The organism is Woodsholea maritima DSM 17123 (genome assembly GCF_000382325.1).
GTDB classification, from domain to species: Bacteria; Pseudomonadota; Alphaproteobacteria; order Caulobacterales; family Maricaulaceae; genus Woodsholea; species Woodsholea maritima.
In genome coordinates, this window is record NZ_KB908056.1 from 378,747 (window position 1) to 399,094 (window position 20,348).

At 55.2% G+C, this 20,348-nt stretch carries 12 protein-coding genes; 7 read left to right on the forward strand and 5 right to left on the reverse strand.

All coding sequences use genetic code 11. The annotated features are described in order from the left end of the window. Nucleotides 1-92: 92 nt before the first annotated feature. Nucleotides 93-1,511 carry a sensor histidine kinase gene (locus H151_RS0101900; protein WP_019959931.1) on the reverse strand — a complete coding sequence of 473 codons (1,419 nt, stop codon included), beginning with the start codon at nt 1,509-1,511 and terminating at the stop codon, nt 93-95. Nucleotides 1,512-1,688: 177 nt separating this feature from the next. Here H151_RS0101900 and H151_RS0101905 point away from each other — a divergent pair, with 177 nt between their 5' ends. From H151_RS0101905 to H151_RS0101930, 6 genes are all read left to right on the forward strand, one after another. Beyond that, nucleotides 1,689-3,077 carry an efflux transporter outer membrane subunit gene (locus H151_RS0101905; protein ID WP_019959932.1) on the forward strand — a complete coding sequence of 463 codons (1,389 nt, stop codon included), beginning with the start codon at nt 1,689-1,691 and terminating at the stop codon, nt 3,075-3,077. A 14-nt stretch (nt 3,078-3,091) separates the two neighbouring features. After that, complete coding sequence (locus H151_RS0101910; RefSeq protein ID WP_019959933.1) at nt 3,092-4,357, forward strand: efflux RND transporter periplasmic adaptor subunit; 1,266 nt, start codon at nt 3,092-3,094, stop codon at nt 4,355-4,357. Between the two features lie 32 nt (nt 4,358-4,389). Continuing rightward, nucleotides 4,390-7,626: an efflux RND transporter permease subunit gene (locus H151_RS0101915; RefSeq protein WP_019959934.1), complete on the forward strand. Its 3,237-nt coding sequence runs from the start codon at nt 4,390-4,392 to the stop codon at nt 7,624-7,626. 85 nt (nt 7,627-7,711) lie between these two features. Then, entirely contained in the window at nt 7,712-9,781 is a 2,070-nt protein-coding gene (locus tag H151_RS0101920) for a M13 family metallopeptidase (RefSeq protein ID WP_026353764.1), read from the forward strand. A gap of 191 nt (nt 9,782-9,972) precedes the next feature. Then, nucleotides 9,973-12,060: a M13 family metallopeptidase gene (locus tag H151_RS0101925; protein ID WP_019959936.1), complete on the forward strand. Its 2,088-nt coding sequence runs from the start codon at nt 9,973-9,975 to the stop codon at nt 12,058-12,060. A gap of 161 nt (nt 12,061-12,221) precedes the next feature. Then, nucleotides 12,222-13,754, forward strand: a complete 1,533-nt coding sequence (locus H151_RS0101930) for an alkaline phosphatase (RefSeq protein WP_019959937.1) — start codon at nt 12,222-12,224, stop codon at nt 13,752-13,754. A gap of 812 nt (nt 13,755-14,566) precedes the next feature. On the opposite strand, the gene H151_RS0101935 is transcribed toward H151_RS0101930, so the two are convergent. The 4 genes from H151_RS0101935 to H151_RS0101950 all read right to left on the reverse strand — a co-directional run bounded on the left by H151_RS0101935 (nt 14,567) and on the right by H151_RS0101950 (nt 19,279). Continuing rightward, on the reverse strand, nt 14,567-14,956 hold the full coding sequence (locus tag H151_RS0101935) for a VOC family protein (protein WP_019959938.1): 390 nt from the start codon (nt 14,954-14,956) through the stop codon (nt 14,567-14,569). 14 nt (nt 14,957-14,970) lie between these two features. Continuing rightward, entirely contained in the window at nt 14,971-16,173 is a 1,203-nt protein-coding gene (locus H151_RS0101940; RefSeq protein ID WP_019959939.1) for an acetyl-CoA C-acyltransferase, read from the reverse strand. A gap of 158 nt (nt 16,174-16,331) precedes the next feature. Beyond that, complete coding sequence (locus H151_RS0101945; protein ID WP_019959940.1) at nt 16,332-16,880, reverse strand: hypothetical protein; 549 nt, start codon at nt 16,878-16,880, stop codon at nt 16,332-16,334. Next, a complete protein-coding gene (locus H151_RS0101950) occupies nt 16,877-19,279 on the reverse strand; it encodes a response regulator (protein ID WP_019959941.1) in 2,403 nt (800 codons plus the stop codon). The genes H151_RS0101945 and H151_RS0101950 overlap by 4 nt, the downstream gene beginning before the upstream one ends. Nucleotides 19,280-19,548: 269 nt before the next feature. On the opposite strand from H151_RS0101950, the gene H151_RS0101955 reads away from it, so the two are divergent. Next, nucleotides 19,549-20,265: a DUF3313 family protein gene (locus tag H151_RS0101955; protein ID WP_169336690.1), complete on the forward strand. Its 717-nt coding sequence runs from the start codon at nt 19,549-19,551 to the stop codon at nt 20,263-20,265. Nucleotides 20,266-20,348: the final 83 nt, after the last annotated feature.

The following is a 20,348-nucleotide window of genomic DNA, read 5'->3' on the forward strand; positions in this document are numbered from 1 at the left end:
AATTGTGACGAAAGTACTACATTTTTGTGACAGCGCAGATCCTTTGCTCAATCCTAAGAGCAAAGTGTTGCTTTAATTCGAGAAACAAGTGGTTACTCAGCTGCAGCGCTTTTTGCAGATCGCTGGTCCAGTGGGAAGAAAACCGTAAAGACAGATCCCACCCCAGGCGCGCTTTCCACCGTGAAGCCGCCCCGATGGCGGGTCACAATGTGCTTAACTATGGCCAGACCTAACCCAGTTCCCGCCTTAGGTCCACTTTTTTGGCCATCGACGCGATAAAAACGCTCTGACAAGCGCGGTAAATAGCGCCGATCAATGCCATCACCTTCATCACGCACCCGGATCACGCCATAGCGCGCCTGACTATCCAAAGCCGGTGCGGCAATCGTCAACCGGGCAGACATCTCACCAATGCGCTCTGGCAAATGCTCCGACGCGTCACGGCTTAAGGAGCTTAAGACCTCAACGACAACCCGCTGCCCCTCATGCGAATATTTCAAGGCATTTTGTGTTAGATTTTCAATGACTTCATGAATTTGATCGACATCACCATGGATGAGAACGCGCTCATCCTCGGGCGGTGCAATCAATTCAATCGCCATGTCGCGATTTTGCGCCACGAGCTCCAAAGCCATCACCACTTCGGAAGCAACCTGAGCGATATCGACCTGTGTATCCGGCAAGATATGCTCATTCATCTCCACCCGGCTGAGCGAGAGTAAGTCATCAATCAAACGGCGCATACGATCAGTTTGATCGCTCATAATGGATAAAAATCGCGCTTGAGCCTTGGCATCTTCGCGCGCAGGCCCGCGCAATGTATCAATAAAGCCCGCCAAAGAGGCCAAGGGCGTGCGCAATTCATGGCTGGCATTGGCCAAAAAGTCGGCACGCATACGCTCCGCGCGCTTGGCTGAAGTCTCGTCGCTTAAACACAGCATGGCGCGCCAAGGTAAAGCCCCATCGGTTTCAATCTTAATCGGCTCGACAAACGCGCGCACATGGCTTTCGTGCGGTGACAAAGTCGCATATTCAACCGTAGAGCCACTTTCCCCGCGCAGCGCCGCGCTGACCGCCTCTAAAATGCTGGGCTGGCGTAAGACCGTCGATAACAGCGCGCCCTCATTGGCTAAGCCCAAAAACGCCCGCGCGGCCGGGTTCGCGCGCTCAATCCGCCCCCCCGGACCGATCAGCAAGACCGGTGTTTCCAAGCGATCTAAAATCGCATCGGCCAGGCTTTCACCCCCCGATTTTAGCGTGGCGATCGGTGCGCGCGCGGGCAATGGCTGGGCACTGGTAATCGCCGTCAAAAGATAGACAAAAGCCAGCGCACTCAAAGCCGCCGCAGAGGCCAGAAAGGGTAAAAGGTCGATGACCCCAACACTTAATAAAACAATCAGGATGGATAAACCCAAACCCGCTGTGATCACGATATCACGCCGACGCGGACGATCGGGCGTACGCACAGGCGCGGACGAAGAAAGGAGGGGATTGCCATCAAAATCACTCATTTCACCGCTTTAGCATGCAATTGTGACGAACGCGTAGCTAAAAACTGCATTCACCCTCAAACATGAATTTTATGTAATTCGAGATCCTTTTAGCGTTTTTCGATAAACTTTTGTTGACATTCAAAAAGAGTGAGCTAGGTTGCCATCATGCTTGGATTTGAAATGGGAGGACGCCGGATGCTCCGGCAGAGTTTGATGATCACCGCCGCACTCAGCCTAACCGCTTGTGCCGGCACAGGGGCTTTAACTAGCCCGCCAAATTTAGACGCGCCCGCGCAGTTTGCCTCGCAAAACGCAAGCCCTGGGCGTTATGTTGAAACCAATTGGGTTGCGCAGTTTAACGACCCTCAACTAACGGCTTTAATTGAAGAAGCCCTCAACGCCAGCCCCACTATTCTGGCTGCGCAAGCCGATCTGGCCCGCGCACGCGCCGGGGCACGCCTGGCTGGGGCTGACCGATTGCCATCCTTAAACGCGGGCCTCGAGGCCAGTCGCACCGATTCCGATAATGGCCCAGCGACCGAAAGCTACAGCCTAGGCGTCAATGCCAGCTGGGAAGCGGATATCTGGCAAAAGGTCGCCGATCAGGCCAAGGCGGGTCATTTCAGTGCTGAAGCGGCGGCGCAAGATTTAGCCGCAGCGCGCCTGTCTTTGGCTGGGGCTGTCGCCCAGTCCTGGTTCCAGGTCCTTGAGGCCCGCCAGCAAACAGAGCTCGCTCTGTTTGATGTCGAAACCCGCCAACGCCAGCTCGACATTGTCGAGCGTCGCTTTGCGCGCGGGGTCGTGCGTTCGTCAGACGTGCGTACGGCGCGCTCGGTTTTGGCCAGCTCTGAAGCGAGCTATGCCGCGCAGCAGCGCGCGGAAGCCGCCACTGTGCGCAGTCTTGAAACCTTGCTAGGGCGCTATCCTTCGGCCAGCCTGGCCCATGGCGGGGATCTGCCCTCCATCGGGGATGCGCCCTCTAGCTTAACGCCTGAAAGTCTCTTGGCGCGTCGCCCTGATATTCTGGCCGCCGAAGCCCGGCTTCGCTCGGCAGGATATTCCGCTGAAGCGGCCCGTAAGGCGCTCTATCCCAGCCTGACCTTGAAGGCCAGCCTGGGCAATAGTGATAGCGAGTTTGGCGAGATCTTCTCGACCAGCAATCTCGTCAATACGATTGTCGGCAATATCGCCGCCCCGATCTTCAATGGCGGAGCCTTGCGCGCCCAACGCGATCAAGCGCTTGCGAACGCCGAAAGTGCAGCGATTGACTACACACGTACAGCCCTGGCGGCCTTTCAGGAAACAGAAAACGCCCTGTTTGCCGACCAAATGTTGGCTGAACGTGTCGCGGCCTTAGAAACAGCTCATGAAGAAGCTGCCGCAGCTCAAGAACTCGTCGAACGTCAATATGCCAGCGGTGTCGCCGGCATTGTAGAATTGCTAGATGCCCAGTCACGCGCGATCTCAGCACGTTCGGCTCTCATCAACGCGCGCCAAGAACGCGCCAGTAACCGCGTTGCGCTACACATCGCCATGGCAGGGGATTTTGCCTTGGGTCAAGCGCTCAGCGGTCAAGAAAACTAATAAAGAGGTTGGTCATGTCAAAAACAATGGGACGGTTACTAATCGTTGGTCTACCCGTGGCGATTATCGCCGGGTTTATCTTCTTATTTATTGTGATGGCAACGCTGGCACCCAAGCCGGAAAAAGCCGATGCGAGGCCCCGCCCTGTGGCCGTCTTCGTGGCGGAGGCAGAACGCGAGCCGGTAGCCCTCACCGTATCAAGCCAGGGCGAAGCACGTCCGCTCACTGAGATCAGCCTGGTTCCGCAAGTCGCGGGCCGGATTGCCTATGTGAACCCAAACTTTGTGCAAGGCGGGTTCTTTGAAGCTAACGAAGTTCTGGTGCGCATTGAAGATGCCGATTATCGCCTGGCCGTCACGCGTGCTGAAGCCAGTGTGGCCCAGGCCCGTCAAGCCTTGATCCGCGAAGAGGCCGAATCTGAACTTGCGCGCCAAGAATGGGAAAGCCTGGGTGAAGGAGAAGCCTCAACCTTGACCTTGCGTGAACCCCAACTGGCCGAAGCCCGCGCGCAATTGGCCGCGGCAGAAGCCAGCCTTCAAGAAGCCCGCCTGAACCTGTCGCGCACACGGATTTTTGCTCCGTTTGCAGGACGCGTGCGTTCAAAATCTGCCGATTTGGGCCAATATGTCGGCCCGGGCGCCGAATTGGGGCAGATCTTTTCATCGGATACCATCGAAATACGTTTGCCCCTAACGGACAACCAATTGGCATTGCTGGGCATCCCTGTCGCCTTTATGGAAAGCGAAGCCAGACCGGGGCCTAGCGTGACTTTAAGCGCGATCCTGGCCGGGCAGGAACGCCATTGGCAGGCACGTTTGGTGCGTACAGACAGCTCGATTGATCCTCAAACCCGCGTCCTCTACGCCATCGCCCAATTGAATGATCCCTATGGAGCCGGTGCCGACAACGGTACGCCTTTACCTGTTGGCATGTTCGTCAACGCCCAGATCGAAGGACGCACCCTGGACAATTCGATCCGCCTGCCGCGCTCTGCGCTGCGCGGTGAAAATAATGTCTATGTTGCCGAACAAGGTGGGCGCCTGTCCATCCGCACCGTGGCTGTCGTCACCAGCAATCATGAGTATGTGATTTTGACCTCTGGGGTCAGCGATGGCGACATGGTGATCACATCGCCCGTGCGCTCTGCCACCAATGGCATGCCCATTCAAAGCATTGGTGCCGATGGTCAACCGATCGAAGCGCTGTCTGCCGATCTGACCCAAACCGCTGAAAACACACCCCCCGCCGAAGGCGATAGCTCAGTCGCGCACGCTGACTAGGGCTTAGCTAGGAATGGGTGAGGAGACATAAAATGAGTGATGACCATCACAACGATGCCCACGAGGCCCCAGAAACCGAGCACAAAGGCATTATTGCCTGGTGGGCTCAAAACGGGGTCGCGGCCAACCTCTTGATGTTGGTTGCAATCGTCGGCGGTATCATGGGCTATTTCCAGATGAGCCGCCAAGTCTATCCAACGGTGCCCTTCAATGGGGCTTCGATCACTGTGGTCTGGCCAGGCGCTTCGCCACAAGAGATTGAAGAACAAATCATCGTACGGATTGAAGAATCTCTATCCGATCTTGAGACCATCAAAACCATTGAATCGACCGCACGCGAAAGCGCCGCTTCGATCAATATCGAAGCCAAACGCTCTGCCGATCTGAGTACTTTTATTGATGACGTCAAACTGCGCATCGATTCAGTCAACAATATGCCGCCTTCGGCCTATCGCCCGATCGTGGAGCAATGGCGCTCACAAGATCAGGTCGTGGGCTATGCCCTTCACAGCGCCACCTATCCGCGCCGTGATTTGCAACGTCTGGCCGAAGAAATCCGCGATGAAGTCGCGGCCAATGTTACCGGCGCATCTTTGGTCAATGTGTGGGCGACCCTCGGCGAAGAAGTTGCCATCGAACTCTCTGAAGAGGCGATGCAACGCTATAATTTGACCTTTGATGATGTCGCCAATGCGGTTCGTTCTTCATCTTTGAACGCGTCTGCCGGTAATGTTCGCACCGAATTGGGCGATGTGCCTTTGACCTCGCGTCAGTTGGCCGATTCCAAGCAAGACTTCGAAAACATCATCGTGCGCCAAACTCCTGATGGCGGAACCATTCGCGTGGGCGATGTCGCCACCGTGATCGACGGTTTCGTCGATCAAAACCTGATCGGAACGTTCAATTCAGAACCCATGGCCTTGATCGTGGTCTTGACCACACAAAACATGGATGTGGTCGATGTCTCGCAAGCCGTTCACGACTATATGGATGAGAAACGCGCTGAACTGCCTGAAGGCGTGTCACTGTCTGAATGGTGGGACAATTCCGAGCAATATAAAGGCCGGATGTCGACGATCTTGAACTCGGCCACCTCCGGTATGATCCTCGTTCTGATCTGCTTAGTGCTTTTCCTGCGCCCTATCGTGGCTTTCTGGGTCACAGTCGGGATCGCCGTAGCGTTCAGCGGGTCTCTACTGTTACTTCCGCACTTTGATGTCACCTTGAACATGCTGTCCTTGTTCGCCTTCCTAATTGTGATCGGGGTGGTGGTCGATGACGCCATTATTGTTGGTGAGAATATTCACAACCGGGTTGAACGCGGTGAAACCGGGATGACGGCCGCCATTGTGGGCACACAAATGGTCGCCAAGCCAGTGATCTTCGCGGTCATCACCACGATCATGGTATTTGCCCCCTGGATGATGCTGACCGGGCCGGAAGTACAATTTACCCGTCAGATCTCTCTGGTGGTCATTTGTGCGCTGAGCTTCTCGTTGATCGAATCGCTTTTGATCCTGCCCGCTCACTTGGGCCATATGAAGCCACAAAAAATGGATGGCTTCTTTGCGCCCCTGTTCAAACTGCAACGTGCCATTGCCGATGGCCTGATCTGGTTTGCCCAGAACATCTATGGTCCGGCTTTGGTGTTCACCCTGAAACGGCGTCTATCGACCGTCATTTTCTTCATCGGCGTGTTCGCAATGGCCATTGGCCTGCAAGCCACCAACCATGTTGGTAGCGTGTTCATGCCGCAAATTGAAAATGAAACCATCCAGGTCAATATCCAGCTGGCCGAAGGCACGCCTTGGCAGCGTACCGAGCAAGTCCGCCTGCAGCTAGAGCATGCTGAAGAGCAAACCTTGGAGCATTATCGCCAAGAATATCCTGGCTCCATTGACATGATCGAAAGCCGCTCAACCTTGGCCACCGATGGGCGTATCCGCGCCTGGGTGACGGTTGTTGAGCCGGAAAATCGCCCGGGCCATCTGCCCACACGTGATGTGGCTCAGGTTATGCGTGAGTACCTTGGCAATATTCCGGATGCGGAAGAAGTACGCCTGGACGTAACCATCAATGATGGCGATGCTGGTTTGCAATTTGCGATCAGCCACCCTGACTTGGATCGCCTGCGGGAAGCGGCCGATGACTTAAAGGCGCATTTGTCCACCTATGATGTGCTCTATGACATCGTTGATAATCTGCAAGCGGCCAATGATGAATTGCAAATCTCCTTGCGTCCGGATGCGCAATCTTTGGGGCTGAGCCTGGCTCAAGTCACCAATCAGGTCCGTCAAGCCTATTACGGGGAAGAAGCTCAACGCCTGCCGCGCAATGGTGAAGATGTCCGCGTAATGGTGCGTTATCCGCGTGAGACGCGCGAGTCTTTGGATACCCTTCAAGACCTGCGTATCCGCACCAATGATGGGCGTGAAGTGCCCCTCTCAGCGGTTGCCGAGGTTCACTACGCCCCCGGCTTGAACCGGATCAACCGCCGCGATCGTATGCGCACGATTACCGTCAGCGCCGAGCTGACCAGCCAGGAAGCGCGCAAAGCCGTGATGGATGATCTCAACGAGAACTTCTTCCCGGCCTGGCAATCACGCTTCCCAGGGGTTTCGCGTGAAGAAACCGGCAGTGCCGAGGGTGAACGCGAATTCATGCAAGAAATCATGGGTCTTCAGATCCTGGTTTTGGGGTCCATGTATATCTTATTGGCGGTCGCCTTTAAGTCTTACACCCAACCCTTCTTGATCATGACCGCTATTCCCTTTGCCTATGCCGGCGCGGTCTTTGGACACTTCCTGTTTGATATGCCGATTGCGCTCTTCTCCTACTTTGGGGTCGGGGCCGCGGCCGGGGTTGTGATCAATGACAACCTGGTCCTGGTGGATTTCGTCAACCGTCTACGCCGAGAAGGGGTTGGAGCTTTCCAATCTCTGGTCGATGCCGGGGTTCAGCGTTTCCGCCCGATTTTGTTGACCTCAGTAACGACCTTCCTGGGCATTCTGCCCATGATGGCCGAACAATCGACCCAGGCTCAATTCTTGAAGCCTATGGTCGTGGCCTTAGGGTTTGCAGTGGCCTTCGCCCTGTTCCTGACCCTGTTCATGGTGCCCGCGCTTTATGCCTTGGGTGCCGACTTTAAACGGATGATTGTGGCGCTTTGGACCGGTCAAAAGGCCGAGAAATTGGGCCACACCTATCCAGAACACCACAATACCCTGGATGGCGTTGACCTTGGTCACACCCGCCACGCGTCAGAATAAACGTGCCTATCAGGTCTCGCCCTTGATTACAGGGGCGAGACCCCTTTAATAGCTTAATGATAAAAACAATCCTATGGGGGAACCGATGAAACGGATTCTACTGTCTACCAGCGCCCTGATCCTGGCCGCCGCAGCCGCGCCAGCGTTCGCCGCCCAAGCCTCTGCCCAAAGCCATGCCGAACACAGCGCCGATGCGCCGGTCTATGGCAGCTGGGGCTTTGATATTGAGGGCATGGATCGCTCGATTGATCCAGGCGACAACTTCTTCATGTATGCCAACAAAAATTGGTTGGAGAGCACTCAGATCCCGTCTGATCGCTCGAACTATGGCATGTTCACCGTGCTGGCCGATGAAGCCGAAGACCAAGTTCAAGCCATCATCACCGATGCCGCTGCTGAAAACGCAGCCACCGGCACCAATGCCCAGCTGGTTGGCGATCTTTATGCCAGCTGGATGAATGCCGATGCCATCGAGGCGGCAGGCCTGGCCCCAGCCCAGCCTTACCTGGATCAAATCAACGCCGCGTCCAGCCATGATGACATCGCGGCTCTGTTCGCGACCGTTCATTTCGCCTCACCGTTTGGCGCTGGTCCGATCCCTGATCCGGCAGACACCACCCGCTATACCGTTTATGTCGGTCAAGGCGGACTGGGCATGCCCGACCGGGATTACTATCTGGAAGAGGGCGAAGCTCAAGACGGCTATCGCGCCGCCTATCTCGCCTATATCGAACAGCTTTTGAACCTTGGTGGTTTCGAAAACGCGGCTGAGAAAGCCCAAGCCATCATGGCGTTTGAAACCCGTATTGCCGAAGTCCACTGGACCCAGGAAGACAGCCGCGACATCCAGAAAATCTACAATATGATGCCAACGGCTGATGTCATCGCCCTGGCACCGGCTTTCAACCTTGAAGCCGGCCTCGCCGCGCTGCGCCTAGACAGTGTTGATCAATTCCTGGTCGCACAGCCCAGCGCGATTTCAGGCGCATCTGAAGTGTTTGCCGACACCGATGTTGACACCTTGAAAGCCTATCTGGCCTTCCACTTCCTGTCAGACAACGCAAGCGCGCTGCCGAAAGCGTTTGATGATGCCAGCTTCAATTTCTTCAGCAAAACCTTGAACGGTACCGAAGAACAGCGTCCCCGTGAAAAACGCGGCGTAAATTTGGTGGGCAGCGTTTTGGGCCATGCCGTAGGCCAGATCTATGTTCAACGCCACTTCCCTGAAAGCTCTAAAGAGCAGATGGATGGTCTGGTTCAGAACCTGATCACCGCTTTCGAAGGCCGCCTGGAAAACCTCTCCTGGATGGATGATGAGACCCGTGAACGTGCGCTTCACAAGCTCTCAACCTTCGAACCGCGTATTGGCTATCCTGAAATTTGGGATGATTACACCGGTCTGGAAATCAGCGCCGATAATTATTTCGCCAATCAAATGCACATTGCCCAATTCCAATGGGATCAACAAATTGAAGATCTGGGCGGTCCCGTCGATCGCCGCGAGTGGGATTGGCCGCCACAAATCGTCAACGCGTCTTACAATCCGTTGATGAACCAGATCACCTTCCCTGCCGGTATCTTGCAGGCCCCATTCTTTGATCCTAACGCCGATCCTGCGATCAACTATGGTGGCATTGGTGCCGTTATTGGCCACGAAATCGGCCATGGCTTTGATGACCAGGGTCGCCGCTTTGACTATGATGGGTCGATCCGCGATTGGTGGACTGAAGAAACCAATCAGGCCTTCATCGAGCGCTCTGACGCTTTGGTTGCTCAATATGATGCGTACGAGCCTCTGCCCGGCGAGCACGTCAATGGTCGTTTCACCCTGGGTGAAAACATCGGCGATCTGGGCGGTCTGCAAATGGCTTACACTGCCTACCGCCACTATGTGGAAGAGAACTATCCGGGCGGCGAAGCGCCTGTACTGGATGGTTTGACCGGTGATCAACGCTTCTTCCTGGGCTGGGCGCAGGTTTGGCGCCGCCTGTATCGGGAAGACAATCTGCGCTCGCGTCTTTCGACCGATCCGCATTCACCCTCTGAATATCGCGCCAATGTCGTGCGCAATTTGGACGCGTGGTATGCCGCCTTTGACGTTCAAGAAGACGATGCGCTTTACCTGCCACCAGAACAGCGCGTCAAAATCTGGTAAGATAAAGATTATAAATAGCTTTACTGAAAGCCCGGTCAATTTTGACCGGGCTTTTCTTTACAAACCTTACTGTTATGTAATCCAATAAATGTGAGTCAGGACTAGTCGACATTGCTATTTTATTACACTCTCGCGGCTTATTAGATCATACGTGAAGACTGAACACTTCAGTCAGGCGTTGGGGAGAGACCATGAAACATCTTCTATTGGGCACATCAGCCCTCGTTCTGATCGCTTTGAGCGCGTGTACGCCTGACAGCGGACAAGCAAACCAAACCACACATGCACAAACCCATGAGCAAGCCTCAGTTGAGACACCGGTCTATGGCCAGTGGGGATTTGATATCGCGGGCATGAATACTGAAGTCCATCCCGGTGATGACTTCTTCGCCTATGCCAGCGGCACTTGGGATGAAACCACGCAAATCCCATCTGACCGTTCACGCTATGGCATGTTTACGGTTTTGTCCTTGAAGGTTGAAGATCAGGTCAAAGCGATCATCGAAGACACGGACGCGACGGGCCAGCCCAAAGGCTCCAACGCCCAACTGGTGTCCGATCTTTATGCCAGCTGGATGAATGCCGACGCGATTGAAGCAGCAGGCACCGCGCCTTTGCAACCGTATCTGGAAGAGATTTCCACCGCGCAAAGCCATGATGATATCGCGGCTCTGTTCGCAACCGTTCAGCATGCTTCACTTTATGCGCTACCGGTTTGGGCCGACCCGTCTGACCCATCAATTAATGCATTGCGTGTCTATCAATCCGGCCTCAGCCTGCCGGATCGCAATTACTATCTCGATGAAGGTGAGCGTTTCGCAGAATACCGCGCGAAATTCCGCGATTATATCATCACCCTCTTCACTCTTGCCGACATCGAAGACGCTGAGACCAAAGCCGATGCGATCATCGACTTTGAAACCCGCATTGCTGAAGTGCATTGGAGCCGCGAAGATTCGCGCGACATCACCAAGACCTACAATGTCGTCAGCATTGATGACTTGGCTGAGCGCGCACCGGCTTTCAACATCCATGAAAGTTTTGAAGCCCTGGGCCTTGGCAATGTCGAAAACGCCATCCTGGTCCAGCCCAGCGCATTTGAAGGTATGAGCGAAATTTTCGCCAATACCGATGTTGACACACTCAAAGCCTATATGACCTTCCACTTCATTGATAACCGCACCTCGCAATTGCCTGCGGCCTTTGATGAAGCCAGCTTTGATTTCTACAGCCGCACTTTGAACGGTCAGGAAGAACAACGCCCCCGCGACAAGCGCGGTGTTGGCCTGGTCGGTGGGGCCTTGGGCCATGCCGTCGGTCAGATCTATGTTGAGCGCCACTTCCCTGAGAGCTCTAAAACCCAGATGGATGAGCTGGTGGCTAATCTGCGCACCGCATTCCGGGGTCGCCTGGAAAACCTCTCTTGGATGGATGATGAGACCCGCGTTCAAGCGCTTGAAAAGCTCTCAACGTTTGAACCGCGTATCGGCTATCCAGAAATCTGGGACGAATATGATGGGCTCGACATTCGCGCCGATGATTATTTCGGCAATCGCATGCGCATGGCTGAGTTTAACTGGCAGGAAAATGTCAAAGACTTAGCTGAGCCCGTTGACCGCCGCGAATGGAGCTGGCCACCGCAAATCGTCAACGCGTCTTATAACTCTTTGATGAACCAGATCACCTTCCCGGCGGGTATCTTGCAAGCCCCGTTCTTTGATCCCTATGCGGATCCTGCGATCAATTACGGCGGGATTGGCGGCGTCATCGGTCACGAAATCGGCCACGGCTTTGACGATCAGGGCCGTCAATATGATGCCCAGGGCCTGCTGCGCGATTGGTGGACCGAAGATACCAAAGCTCAATTCATCGAACGCTCTGATGCGTTGGTCGCCCAATATGATGGCTTCAGCCCGATCGAAGGCGAAAATGTCAATGGTCGCCTGACCTTGGGTGAAAATATCGGCGATCTGGGCGGTCTGCAGATGGCCTATTCGGCGTGGCGTGAATATGCCGATGCGCATTATGAAAACGGCGAAGCCCCTGTGATTGATGGCTTCACCGGTGATCAGCGCTTCTTCCTGGGCTGGGCGCAAGTTTGGCGGGCCAAAGCGCGTGAAGATGCGCTGCGTGCTCAGTTAAACACCGATCCACACAGCCCTGCGCTGTACCGGGTCAATGGCGTCGTGCGCAATCTCGATGCCTGGTATGAAGCCTTTGGCGTCACCGAAGACAATGCGCTTTACCTGCCGCCTGAACAGCGCGTCAAAATCTGGTAAGCGACAGATTTAAAAACTTAAACTTCAAGGCGTGCGGGATCCCTCGCACGCCTTTTTTCTTTGCGCGCACATCCAGGTGCAGACCAGCCCCATCGCGGCGTGCAATTGTCATAGAGACGCGCTAAACAAAGTCCATCTTCGGACCATGAGGGGAGACGGACATGACCTTTCGCAGCTTGATTTTGGCGACCAGCGCCTTGACGCTGATGGCCTGCACACCACCATCACAAAGCCAGACCGCCGCCCCGGCCGCGCCAGAAGGCCCAAGCCTTCATGAGGTTGAGTTCCAAGGCCCCGGCGCTGCGTATCGCACCCGCGCCCAGAACGAATTGCGCGCGCGTATTGAGCGCCCGGAATATACCGGCACGGCCAAGAATGTGATCTTGTTCATCGCAGATGGGATGAGCCTGGGCACCGTGGTCGCCACGCGCATTTATGATGGCCAATCCAAAGGGATGAGCGGGGAAGACAACACTTTACCGTTCGAAGCCTGGGGCCATAACGCCACCATAAAAACCTATTCTGACAATGGCCAGGTGCCTGATTCTGCGGCGACAGCAACAGCACTGATGACTGGTGTTAAATCCCATAATGGCTCGATTTCCGTTTATGCTCGCAATTGGCTGGAAACCTGCGCAGCGGATGCCGCTCTACCACGCACGATTTTGGAACGCGCCGAAGACACCGGTAAATCCACCGGTGTGATCTCTACCGCGCGAATTACTCATGCAACGCCTGCAACCACCTTTGCGCACGTGCCTCATCGTGATTGGGAAAATGATGCGGCACTGCCCGCTGATGCGGCCGATGCCGGATGCCGCGACATTGCCCGCCAGTTGATCGAGTTTAACTACGGCAATGGCGTGGATGTGGTGCTTGGTGGGGGCCGCGCCTCTTTCCTCACCACTGAGGAAGGCGGACAGCGTCAAGACAATCGCGACCTGACCCAGGAATGGACCCAGCGCGAGCAGGGCGGCGTCTATGTAGATGACCGTGCCGGTTTTGACAGCCTGGACCCCACTGATGCAACCCCGGTTCTGGGCCTGTTCACCAATTCACATATGGCCTATGAGCTGGACCGTGATGCCAGCGCAGAGCCAAGCCTTACCGAGATGACGCATTTCGCCATCGAGCGCTTGTCGCAGAATGAAGAGGGCTTCTTCTTGATGGTTGAAGGCGGCCGTGTCGACCATGCGCACCACGCCACCAATGCCGCGCGCGCCTTGGGTGATGCCCAGGCCTTTGCCAAGGCCATCGAAGATGCCGCCAATCAGGTGGATTTGAGCGAGACTTTGATCCTGGTCACCGCTGACCATGGTCACGTCTTCACGATCGCCGGTTACCCACGCCGCGGCAACCCTATTCTAGGCCTGGTTCATCCGCCCGCCCCTGATCTCAGCGATGATCCAACCCCGCCCCTGCCCGCCCAAGATGGTCGCCCCTACACCACGCTTGGCTATTACACCGGTCCGAACCAGCGTCATCCTGATGGCGAAGTTCTCACCGATGAGCAGGTTCTGGATAAAGACTATCGCCAGCAATCAGCTATCCCGATGGGCTCTGAAACCCACTCCGGCGAAGATGTGATCTTGTATGCCGTTGGCCCACAAGCCCATCTGGTCAATGGTGTGATGGAACAAAATACCGTCAACGCCCTGATGCAATACGCCTTTGGCTGGGAGCCACAGGAATAGGAAGCATTAACCTCCCCCGGCAACGGGGGAGGATTATGCAAGCTAAATGTCATCCCCGACGCCGCAGGCGTCTGGGGATCTATGGATTACCAGATGCTTCGCATCGGCAATGACGAGAATGCTTTACATGTCACCCCACACTTGATGTGGGGTCCATGCCGGAAGGGATGAGCGAGGGTCTGGGCGTGAAGACAATGCCGCAGAGCTCACGGCATGGATGCCAGATCAAGTCTGGCATGACAGTTCTTTTTAAGTCCTCGCTTCGCTGCGGGCGCGCGTTCGCGCTTGCGACCCTTCGGGTCGACCTGTCATCCCCGATTTAATCGGGGATCTATGGACCTTCATGGCTCGCTCAATAGATCCCGGGTCTCACAAAAGTTCGCCCGGGATGACACGCCCTGCAAGGCGAGGAGCACATAACCGCCACGGTTGTCACCCCACACTTGATGTGGGGTCCATGCCGGAAGGGATGAGCGAGGGTCTGGGCGTGAAGACAATGCCGCAGAGGCCCCGGCATGGATGCCAGATCACGTCTGGCATGACAGTTCTTTTTAAGTCCTCGCTTCGCTGCGGGCGCGCGTTCGCGCTTGCGCCCCTTCGGGTCGACCTGTCATCCCCGATTTAATCGGGGATCTATGGACCTTTATGGCCCGCCCAATAGATCCCGGCTCAGCGCTTGGCTTGGCCGGGAACCCGCAGAGTGTTTGATCGGGTCTTGGCCCGCAAGGACGACTGTCCGCCCGCAGCGAAGCGAGGATGCTTTATAAAAAAACGCGGCCCCGGACTTGATCCGGGGTCCATACCAGACCCCCTTAATCGTGGCTCTCGCCGTTTTTACCCATGCAAAAAACATTGAGCTTATTGCCATCCAGATCACGGAAATAGGCGGCATAAAATCCCCCTCCGCGTAGGCCCGGCTCGCCTTCACTTTGGCCGCCTAACTCTAGGGCCTTGGCATAGACCTCATCGACTTTAGCCTGGCTGGGCACGGCCAGCGCAATCATACCGCCATTAGACACCGTATGAGGTGACCCATCGAAGGGGGTTAAAACGCCAAACCCTGGCTGCGTCATGCTGGTGCCATAGGCCACGCCGCGATCAAATTCCATCACCCGCGACGCACCCAGCAGAGGGAATAAGGCATCGTAAAAGCCCAAAGCTTTATCGAGATCATTCGTCCCTACAGTCACATATCCAATCATTATCTTTCCCCTGGTTAGTAAACTTCAAACAGGCCGGCTGCGCCCATACCCCCGCCGACACACATGGTGGCGACCACGTATTTCGCGCCCCGGCGCTTACCCTCAATCAAGGCATGGCCCACCATGCGCGCACCGGACATGCCATAAGGGTGACCGACCGAAATCGCCCCGCCATTCACATTCAGCAAATCATCCGGAATGCCCAGCGTATCGCGGCAATAAAGCACTTGAACGGCGAAGGCCTCATTGAGCTCCCACAGGCCAATATCCTCGACCTTCAACCCATGCGCTTTCAAGAGTTTCGGCACCGCATAGACCGGACCGATCCCCATTTCATCAGGATCCAAGCCCGCAACCGCAATCCCGCGATAGGCCCCCAGTGGGGCCAATCCCGCCTTCTCGGCGCGTTTCGCCTCCATCAACACGGCCGCTGAGGCCCCATCGGAGAGCTGGGAGGCATTGCCCGCAGTGATGAAGCGCCCTTCCTGGATGACCTGACCGTTGGCAAAGACGGGCTTCAAGCTTTGCAAGCCCTCTAAAGTCGTCTCTGGGCGATTACCCTCATCCTTGTCTAACAGCGTATCGACAAAGCTAATCTCTTTGGTCTCTTTATTCATCACGCCCTGCTTGGAGGCGAGGGGGACAATCTCGTCATCGAACTTACCGCCCGCCTGGGCTGCGGCGGTACGCTGTTGCGATTGGAAGGCATAAGCATCTTGGGCCTCGCGCGAAATGCCATAGCGCGCAGCAACCACTTCAGCGGTTTCCAGCATGCTCATATAAAGCGCGGGGCAATGCGCATTGATCCAGGGATCAAAGGCGCGGTGGATATTCATATGCTCGTCTTGCACCAGAGAGATGGATTCAAGTCCGCCGCCCACGGTGACCTCCATGCCATCAGAAATGATCTGCTTGGCCGCCGTCGCAATCGCCATCATGCCAGAGGCGCATTGACGATCCAAACTCATCCCCGCCACGGATGTGGGAAGACCGGCGCGGATTGCGCATTGGCGCGCGGGGTTTTGAAAGGTTGAACCCTGCTGCATCGCCGCGCCCATGATCACATCATCAATCTCAGCCGGGTCAATTTTGGCGCGCTCAACCGCATGCTTGATCGCATGCCCGCCCAAGTCCTGGGCCTGGGTATTATTAAATGCGCCTTTATAGGCTTTACCAATGGGGGTACGGGCGGTGGATACAATAACGGCTTCACGCATGTTTTCTCTCCCTATGAACGCGCCGCTTGTGATGCAGCTTGGTGCCCATTCGAGAGGCTTGGTGAAGGCTTGTCCAGTGAATTCGTAAGGCTTTTAAATCGGTGGGGATGAAGGGGAGGCAAACTCCCCTTCCCCGTGCCGAAAACAGTCTGAAGCGATTAAAGCAGGAAGGCCGGTGCGGCGACGTTTTCAAAGTCATTGCGGGCAATAAAACGCGCCACAGAGCGCTCTGCACACGCGTTTAACTTGTCCGGATTTGTCACAAGCCGGCGCGTATCGCCTTCGATCTGACCTACGCCATTCGCCTCTTTCAAACTCATCCCGATATAGCTTTCCCAATCAGCCAAGGCATTCTCAACTGCATCGGGGGCAATCGTGGTATAAGCATCTACACAGGCCGCCAGACGTGCCCCCGTCAAAGCGCGCAGATCCAGCACGATCTGAACCTTGAAAATCTCATCCAAAGGCCATAGGCGCATCCGCCCGCCATGGGGGCGCACGCCATGCATGGCGGTAATCCAGCGCAAACGCTGGAGATGGCGCAGCACGCTAATACTGGCCTCACCCTCCAGGGCACCAGCCTGAGCACGATCACCAAGGACTTCGTCATCGGTAAGCAATTGGCGCATCCGCCAATCATAGATCAACAGGGCAGATAAAGCCCCAGGGTCACGCAAGGCAAATTCGGCACGCGAAGACATCATCATGACGCAACTTTCTCCATTGGACGGAAGGGAAGATCTAACAAGGCATCGACCAGGGTTTCGCGCGCGACGGGTTTCAACAACACATCGCGCATACCCGCCGCTTTCGCGGCTTTGCGAACGCCCACCTGGGCATCCGCTGTGAGCGCAAAGATCGGTACGCTCGCATTCTTGGAAGATTGGGTGTGAATAGCTTCACAAACCTGATATCCGCTCATATTCGGCATGCGGATATCCATAAAAACGGCATCAAAGGCGCTGTCCTTGGCCTGGGCGATTGCGTCCTCGCCATTGCTGACGGTCACAACATGCGCACCGGCGCTTTCCAGTAATTCACGCAGCACAATCAAGGTGAGAGCATTATCATCGACCACTAGAACCTGACGCTCAGCCAATTCCGCTGAAGCGCGCCGGCGCCCGGTCACCGAGGCATTTGCGCGCTCTATTGCCGGGTTTTGAGAGCGCTCAAGCACCAGATTAACCTGGACAAGCAGCCCGCCTTCTGGCGCATCGTGAAGCGTGATTTGGCCCTTATAAGCCTCCGCTATTTTTTGCGCCAGGGCGAGGCCTAGCCCCGCACCCTCACACCCGCCCTCCATATGAGGGTGAAGTTGAACAAAAGGCTGAAACGCGGCTTCAAATTGGTCAGGCGCAATACCCGAACCGCTATCTTGGATGTCCAAGCGCAACACCAACGCGCCCTCTTCGCCATCATGACGCGAGGCTTTAAACACAATCGGACCGTCGGGCGCATGCTTGCGTGCATTGCCCAAAAGGGCGCTGATCATTTGGACAAGACGATCTGGATCAACCTTGACCCAGACATTCTCAAGATCCTGAGTATCCATTTCATAGCGATCAGGGTCAGGATCTCGGCTTTGCTCACGCTCCCAAACGGTACGCAACAATAAAAGTAAGTCACAGGTTTTTGGAGAAAGCAGCAAGCCCTCATCATCAATTTCAGCATAATCAAGGATCTGAATAATAAGCTGACTAAGCTGATGACAGGCCGTCTCAGCCAAATCGACAAGACCGTCGACCCGATCAGGGTCTGTCGTATTTCGAATGACCTGAAGCGCGCCCAATACACCATTAAGGGGCGTGCGCATTTCATGACTGAGCATAGTGGCGAACCGATTGCGGGCCTGGTTAACCGCTTGCGCATGCGCCTGAGCTTGGCTCAAAGTTTCAACGCGCGCATTCGCTTCTTGCTCTCGGGCGCGCAAACGTCCTTCGCGCTCACGCTCTTGGGTCACACATTGAGCACTGCCGATGAGACGAGGATGATCCGAGGCAATATTCAGCCAACGTCCACGTATGGCAATCCAGCGCCCTGTATCATCTAGACTTGGTAAACGTACAACATGTTCAATACCGTCCTCACAAGGCGATCCAGAAAAAACACCCTGCAAACAGTCACGACTTGCCTCATCCAATAGACCCAAAAACTGATCAAGAGTGGGAGGATCAATTTCACTCCACCCAAAAATATCATAGGTCACAGAGGTCCAGTCAAAACTCTGGGTCGTGGAGTTAAACTCCCAAGGCCCAACTTCAGCAACGCGCGTGACCTCCCCCAGCAAAGCATTCTGGCGGCTCAATTCTTCGCGCAACTGGCGACGATCGGTAATGTCGCGTAAAATTCCTACCGTGCGTGTGCCCGCACCATCGGGTTTGATGACATTTTGAACATTAAGCTCGCCCCAAAAAGGCGTACCATCCTTTTTATAATAGAGGATTTCTTCGCGTGTCGGCTGTCCACTCGCGATGGCGGTCAGAATACGCGCCCGGGTCTGTGGATCAGTATCGTCCCCCACCAACAACTCACCGGGTGTGCGCCCAAAGCCTTCGCTTAAAGAGTATCCCGTCAACGTCTCAAAACTGGGATTGACCCATTCAATACGCGCATGACCATCGGTAATCACAACCGCGTCGCGCGCATAATGCGCCGCCAAACGAGATTGTTCCCATTGGCCCCCTTCAAGAATGTCGCGATGAACATCGCTTGGACAACCGGTCACATCATGGACGAAGCCAACAAGTAAATCACCGCGTGAATGGCGCAGGATCCGCGCCGTGCTGGCCATTTCACGCACCTCGCCCTGGCGAAAGATGTGAAAGCGACACGAAAATTCAGCTTGCCCCGCAAGGGCATCGGAGAGCGCTTTTAAGACCCGAACTTCATCTTCAGGACAAAGGCATCCGCGCCAACGCTCATAAAGTGAGCCACGTTCTTGTGGGTCGATCCCATATAGCGCATAGGTTTGTGCATCCCAAATCCAACAGTGCGCGGACAGATCCCATTCCCACACGCCTGCACGGGTGACATCCACATCCGGACCTGAAATTTGCATCGTCCCCACGGTGCGCCCCGTATTTTGAACCTTTGGCAGATCTGCCATCGATTTGACCTAACGAATCCACTGACCCTGTTCATTATGCACGTTCACCTCAGCCGGTTAACTTAGAATTAATGCGTTCATTGAGTTTGTAAAAAATTAGCTTGCCACGCTAAAACAGCGTGCTTTTTGTGATTTATGGTTAAGAGAAAGCAAGCACTCGCACTATTTTTTATTCGAATAAAAAAGGCAACTTAGCCCTAATCACGACCTATTTTCGCCCATCGTAAGAACTAAATCAGTCTTGGGATATGCATCAGATGGAACAGATCATGGCAGCTTGGCGTGTGGGGATTTTAGCCGCCTTATTTTTAGGGCAAGGTGCGTGCACATCGAATTTTGAGGGAGAACCTCAGCTCTCCACTTATGATAACCTCCACGAAGGACGGCGCGGCTTCATTGACGTTCAAGAATATGCCAATGACACTGCGTTGGCCCAAATGGATGGGCTTTATATCGCCCCCGTCATTATTGCAGATGGCGTCGCCCGAGACAGTGGGCTCTCACCTGAGCAAATCGAAGACTTGCAAGAAGAATTACGCGGGACCACCTGCCGCAGCTTTGCTTTCTCCAAATTGCGTATTGTCAATGAGCCAAGCTTGGCCAGCCATGAAATTCGCATTTTTGTGACGGGTTTAACCACAACCAATGTTGCAGCCGCCAGCGCATCCTGGGTCGCAGGCTGGGCTCTGCCCGTGGCCGTACGCGCGCCTATGGGCCGCGGCTCATTGGGCGTGGACGCCGAAATTCTCGACAACACAACAGGCGAGCAAGCCGCCGCCCTGAAATGGGGCCGTCAAGCCAGCCTTGCTGCTGATGGAGGCTTCACAGAGCATACCGATGCTTTGAACCTCTCCAGCGATTTTGTCGATGCTATGAAAGACATCATCCTTGAAGCTCGCCGGCGCGAAGATGCACCAACGCAGCACACCGAACGCGATACCTGTGACAAACCAGATGTGGCGCGCACCATTCAGCGCTTTCTCTAACCTCTCAAAATCGTGACGCGCATAACCGACGCAGTGAAACATGGACGTCACAAAAGCCTGTATAACGAACCTGCTCATTATAG

Bases quoted from the DNA above. Each gene is read 5' to 3' on its own strand.
- H151_RS0101900 (WP_019959931.1), bottom strand. From the start codon at position 1,511: ATGAGTGATTTTGATGGCAATCCCCTCCTTTCTTCGTCCGCGCCTGTG.
- H151_RS0101905 (WP_019959932.1), top strand. From the start codon at position 1,689: ATGCTCCGGCAGAGTTTGATGATCACCGCCGCACTCAGCCTAACCGCT.
- H151_RS0101910 (WP_019959933.1), top strand. From the start codon at position 3,092: ATGTCAAAAACAATGGGACGGTTACTAATCGTTGGTCTACCCGTGGCG.
- H151_RS0101915 (WP_019959934.1), top strand. From the start codon at position 4,390: ATGAGTGATGACCATCACAACGATGCCCACGAGGCCCCAGAAACCGAG.
- H151_RS0101920 (WP_026353764.1), top strand. From the start codon at position 7,712: ATGAAACGGATTCTACTGTCTACCAGCGCCCTGATCCTGGCCGCCGCA.
- H151_RS0101925 (WP_019959936.1), top strand. From the start codon at position 9,973: ATGAAACATCTTCTATTGGGCACATCAGCCCTCGTTCTGATCGCTTTG.
- H151_RS0101930 (WP_019959937.1), top strand. From the start codon at position 12,222: ATGACCTTTCGCAGCTTGATTTTGGCGACCAGCGCCTTGACGCTGATG.
- H151_RS0101935 (WP_019959938.1), bottom strand. From the start codon at position 14,956: ATGATTGGATATGTGACTGTAGGGACGAATGATCTCGATAAAGCTTTG.
- H151_RS0101940 (WP_019959939.1), bottom strand. From the start codon at position 16,173: ATGCGTGAAGCCGTTATTGTATCCACCGCCCGTACCCCCATTGGTAAA.
- H151_RS0101945 (WP_019959940.1), bottom strand. From the start codon at position 16,880: ATGATGATGTCTTCGCGTGCCGAATTTGCCTTGCGTGACCCTGGGGCT.
- H151_RS0101950 (WP_019959941.1), bottom strand. From the start codon at position 19,279: ATGGCAGATCTGCCAAAGGTTCAAAATACGGGGCGCACCGTGGGGACG.
- H151_RS0101955 (WP_169336690.1), top strand. From the start codon at position 19,549: ATGGCAGCTTGGCGTGTGGGGATTTTAGCCGCCTTATTTTTAGGGCAA.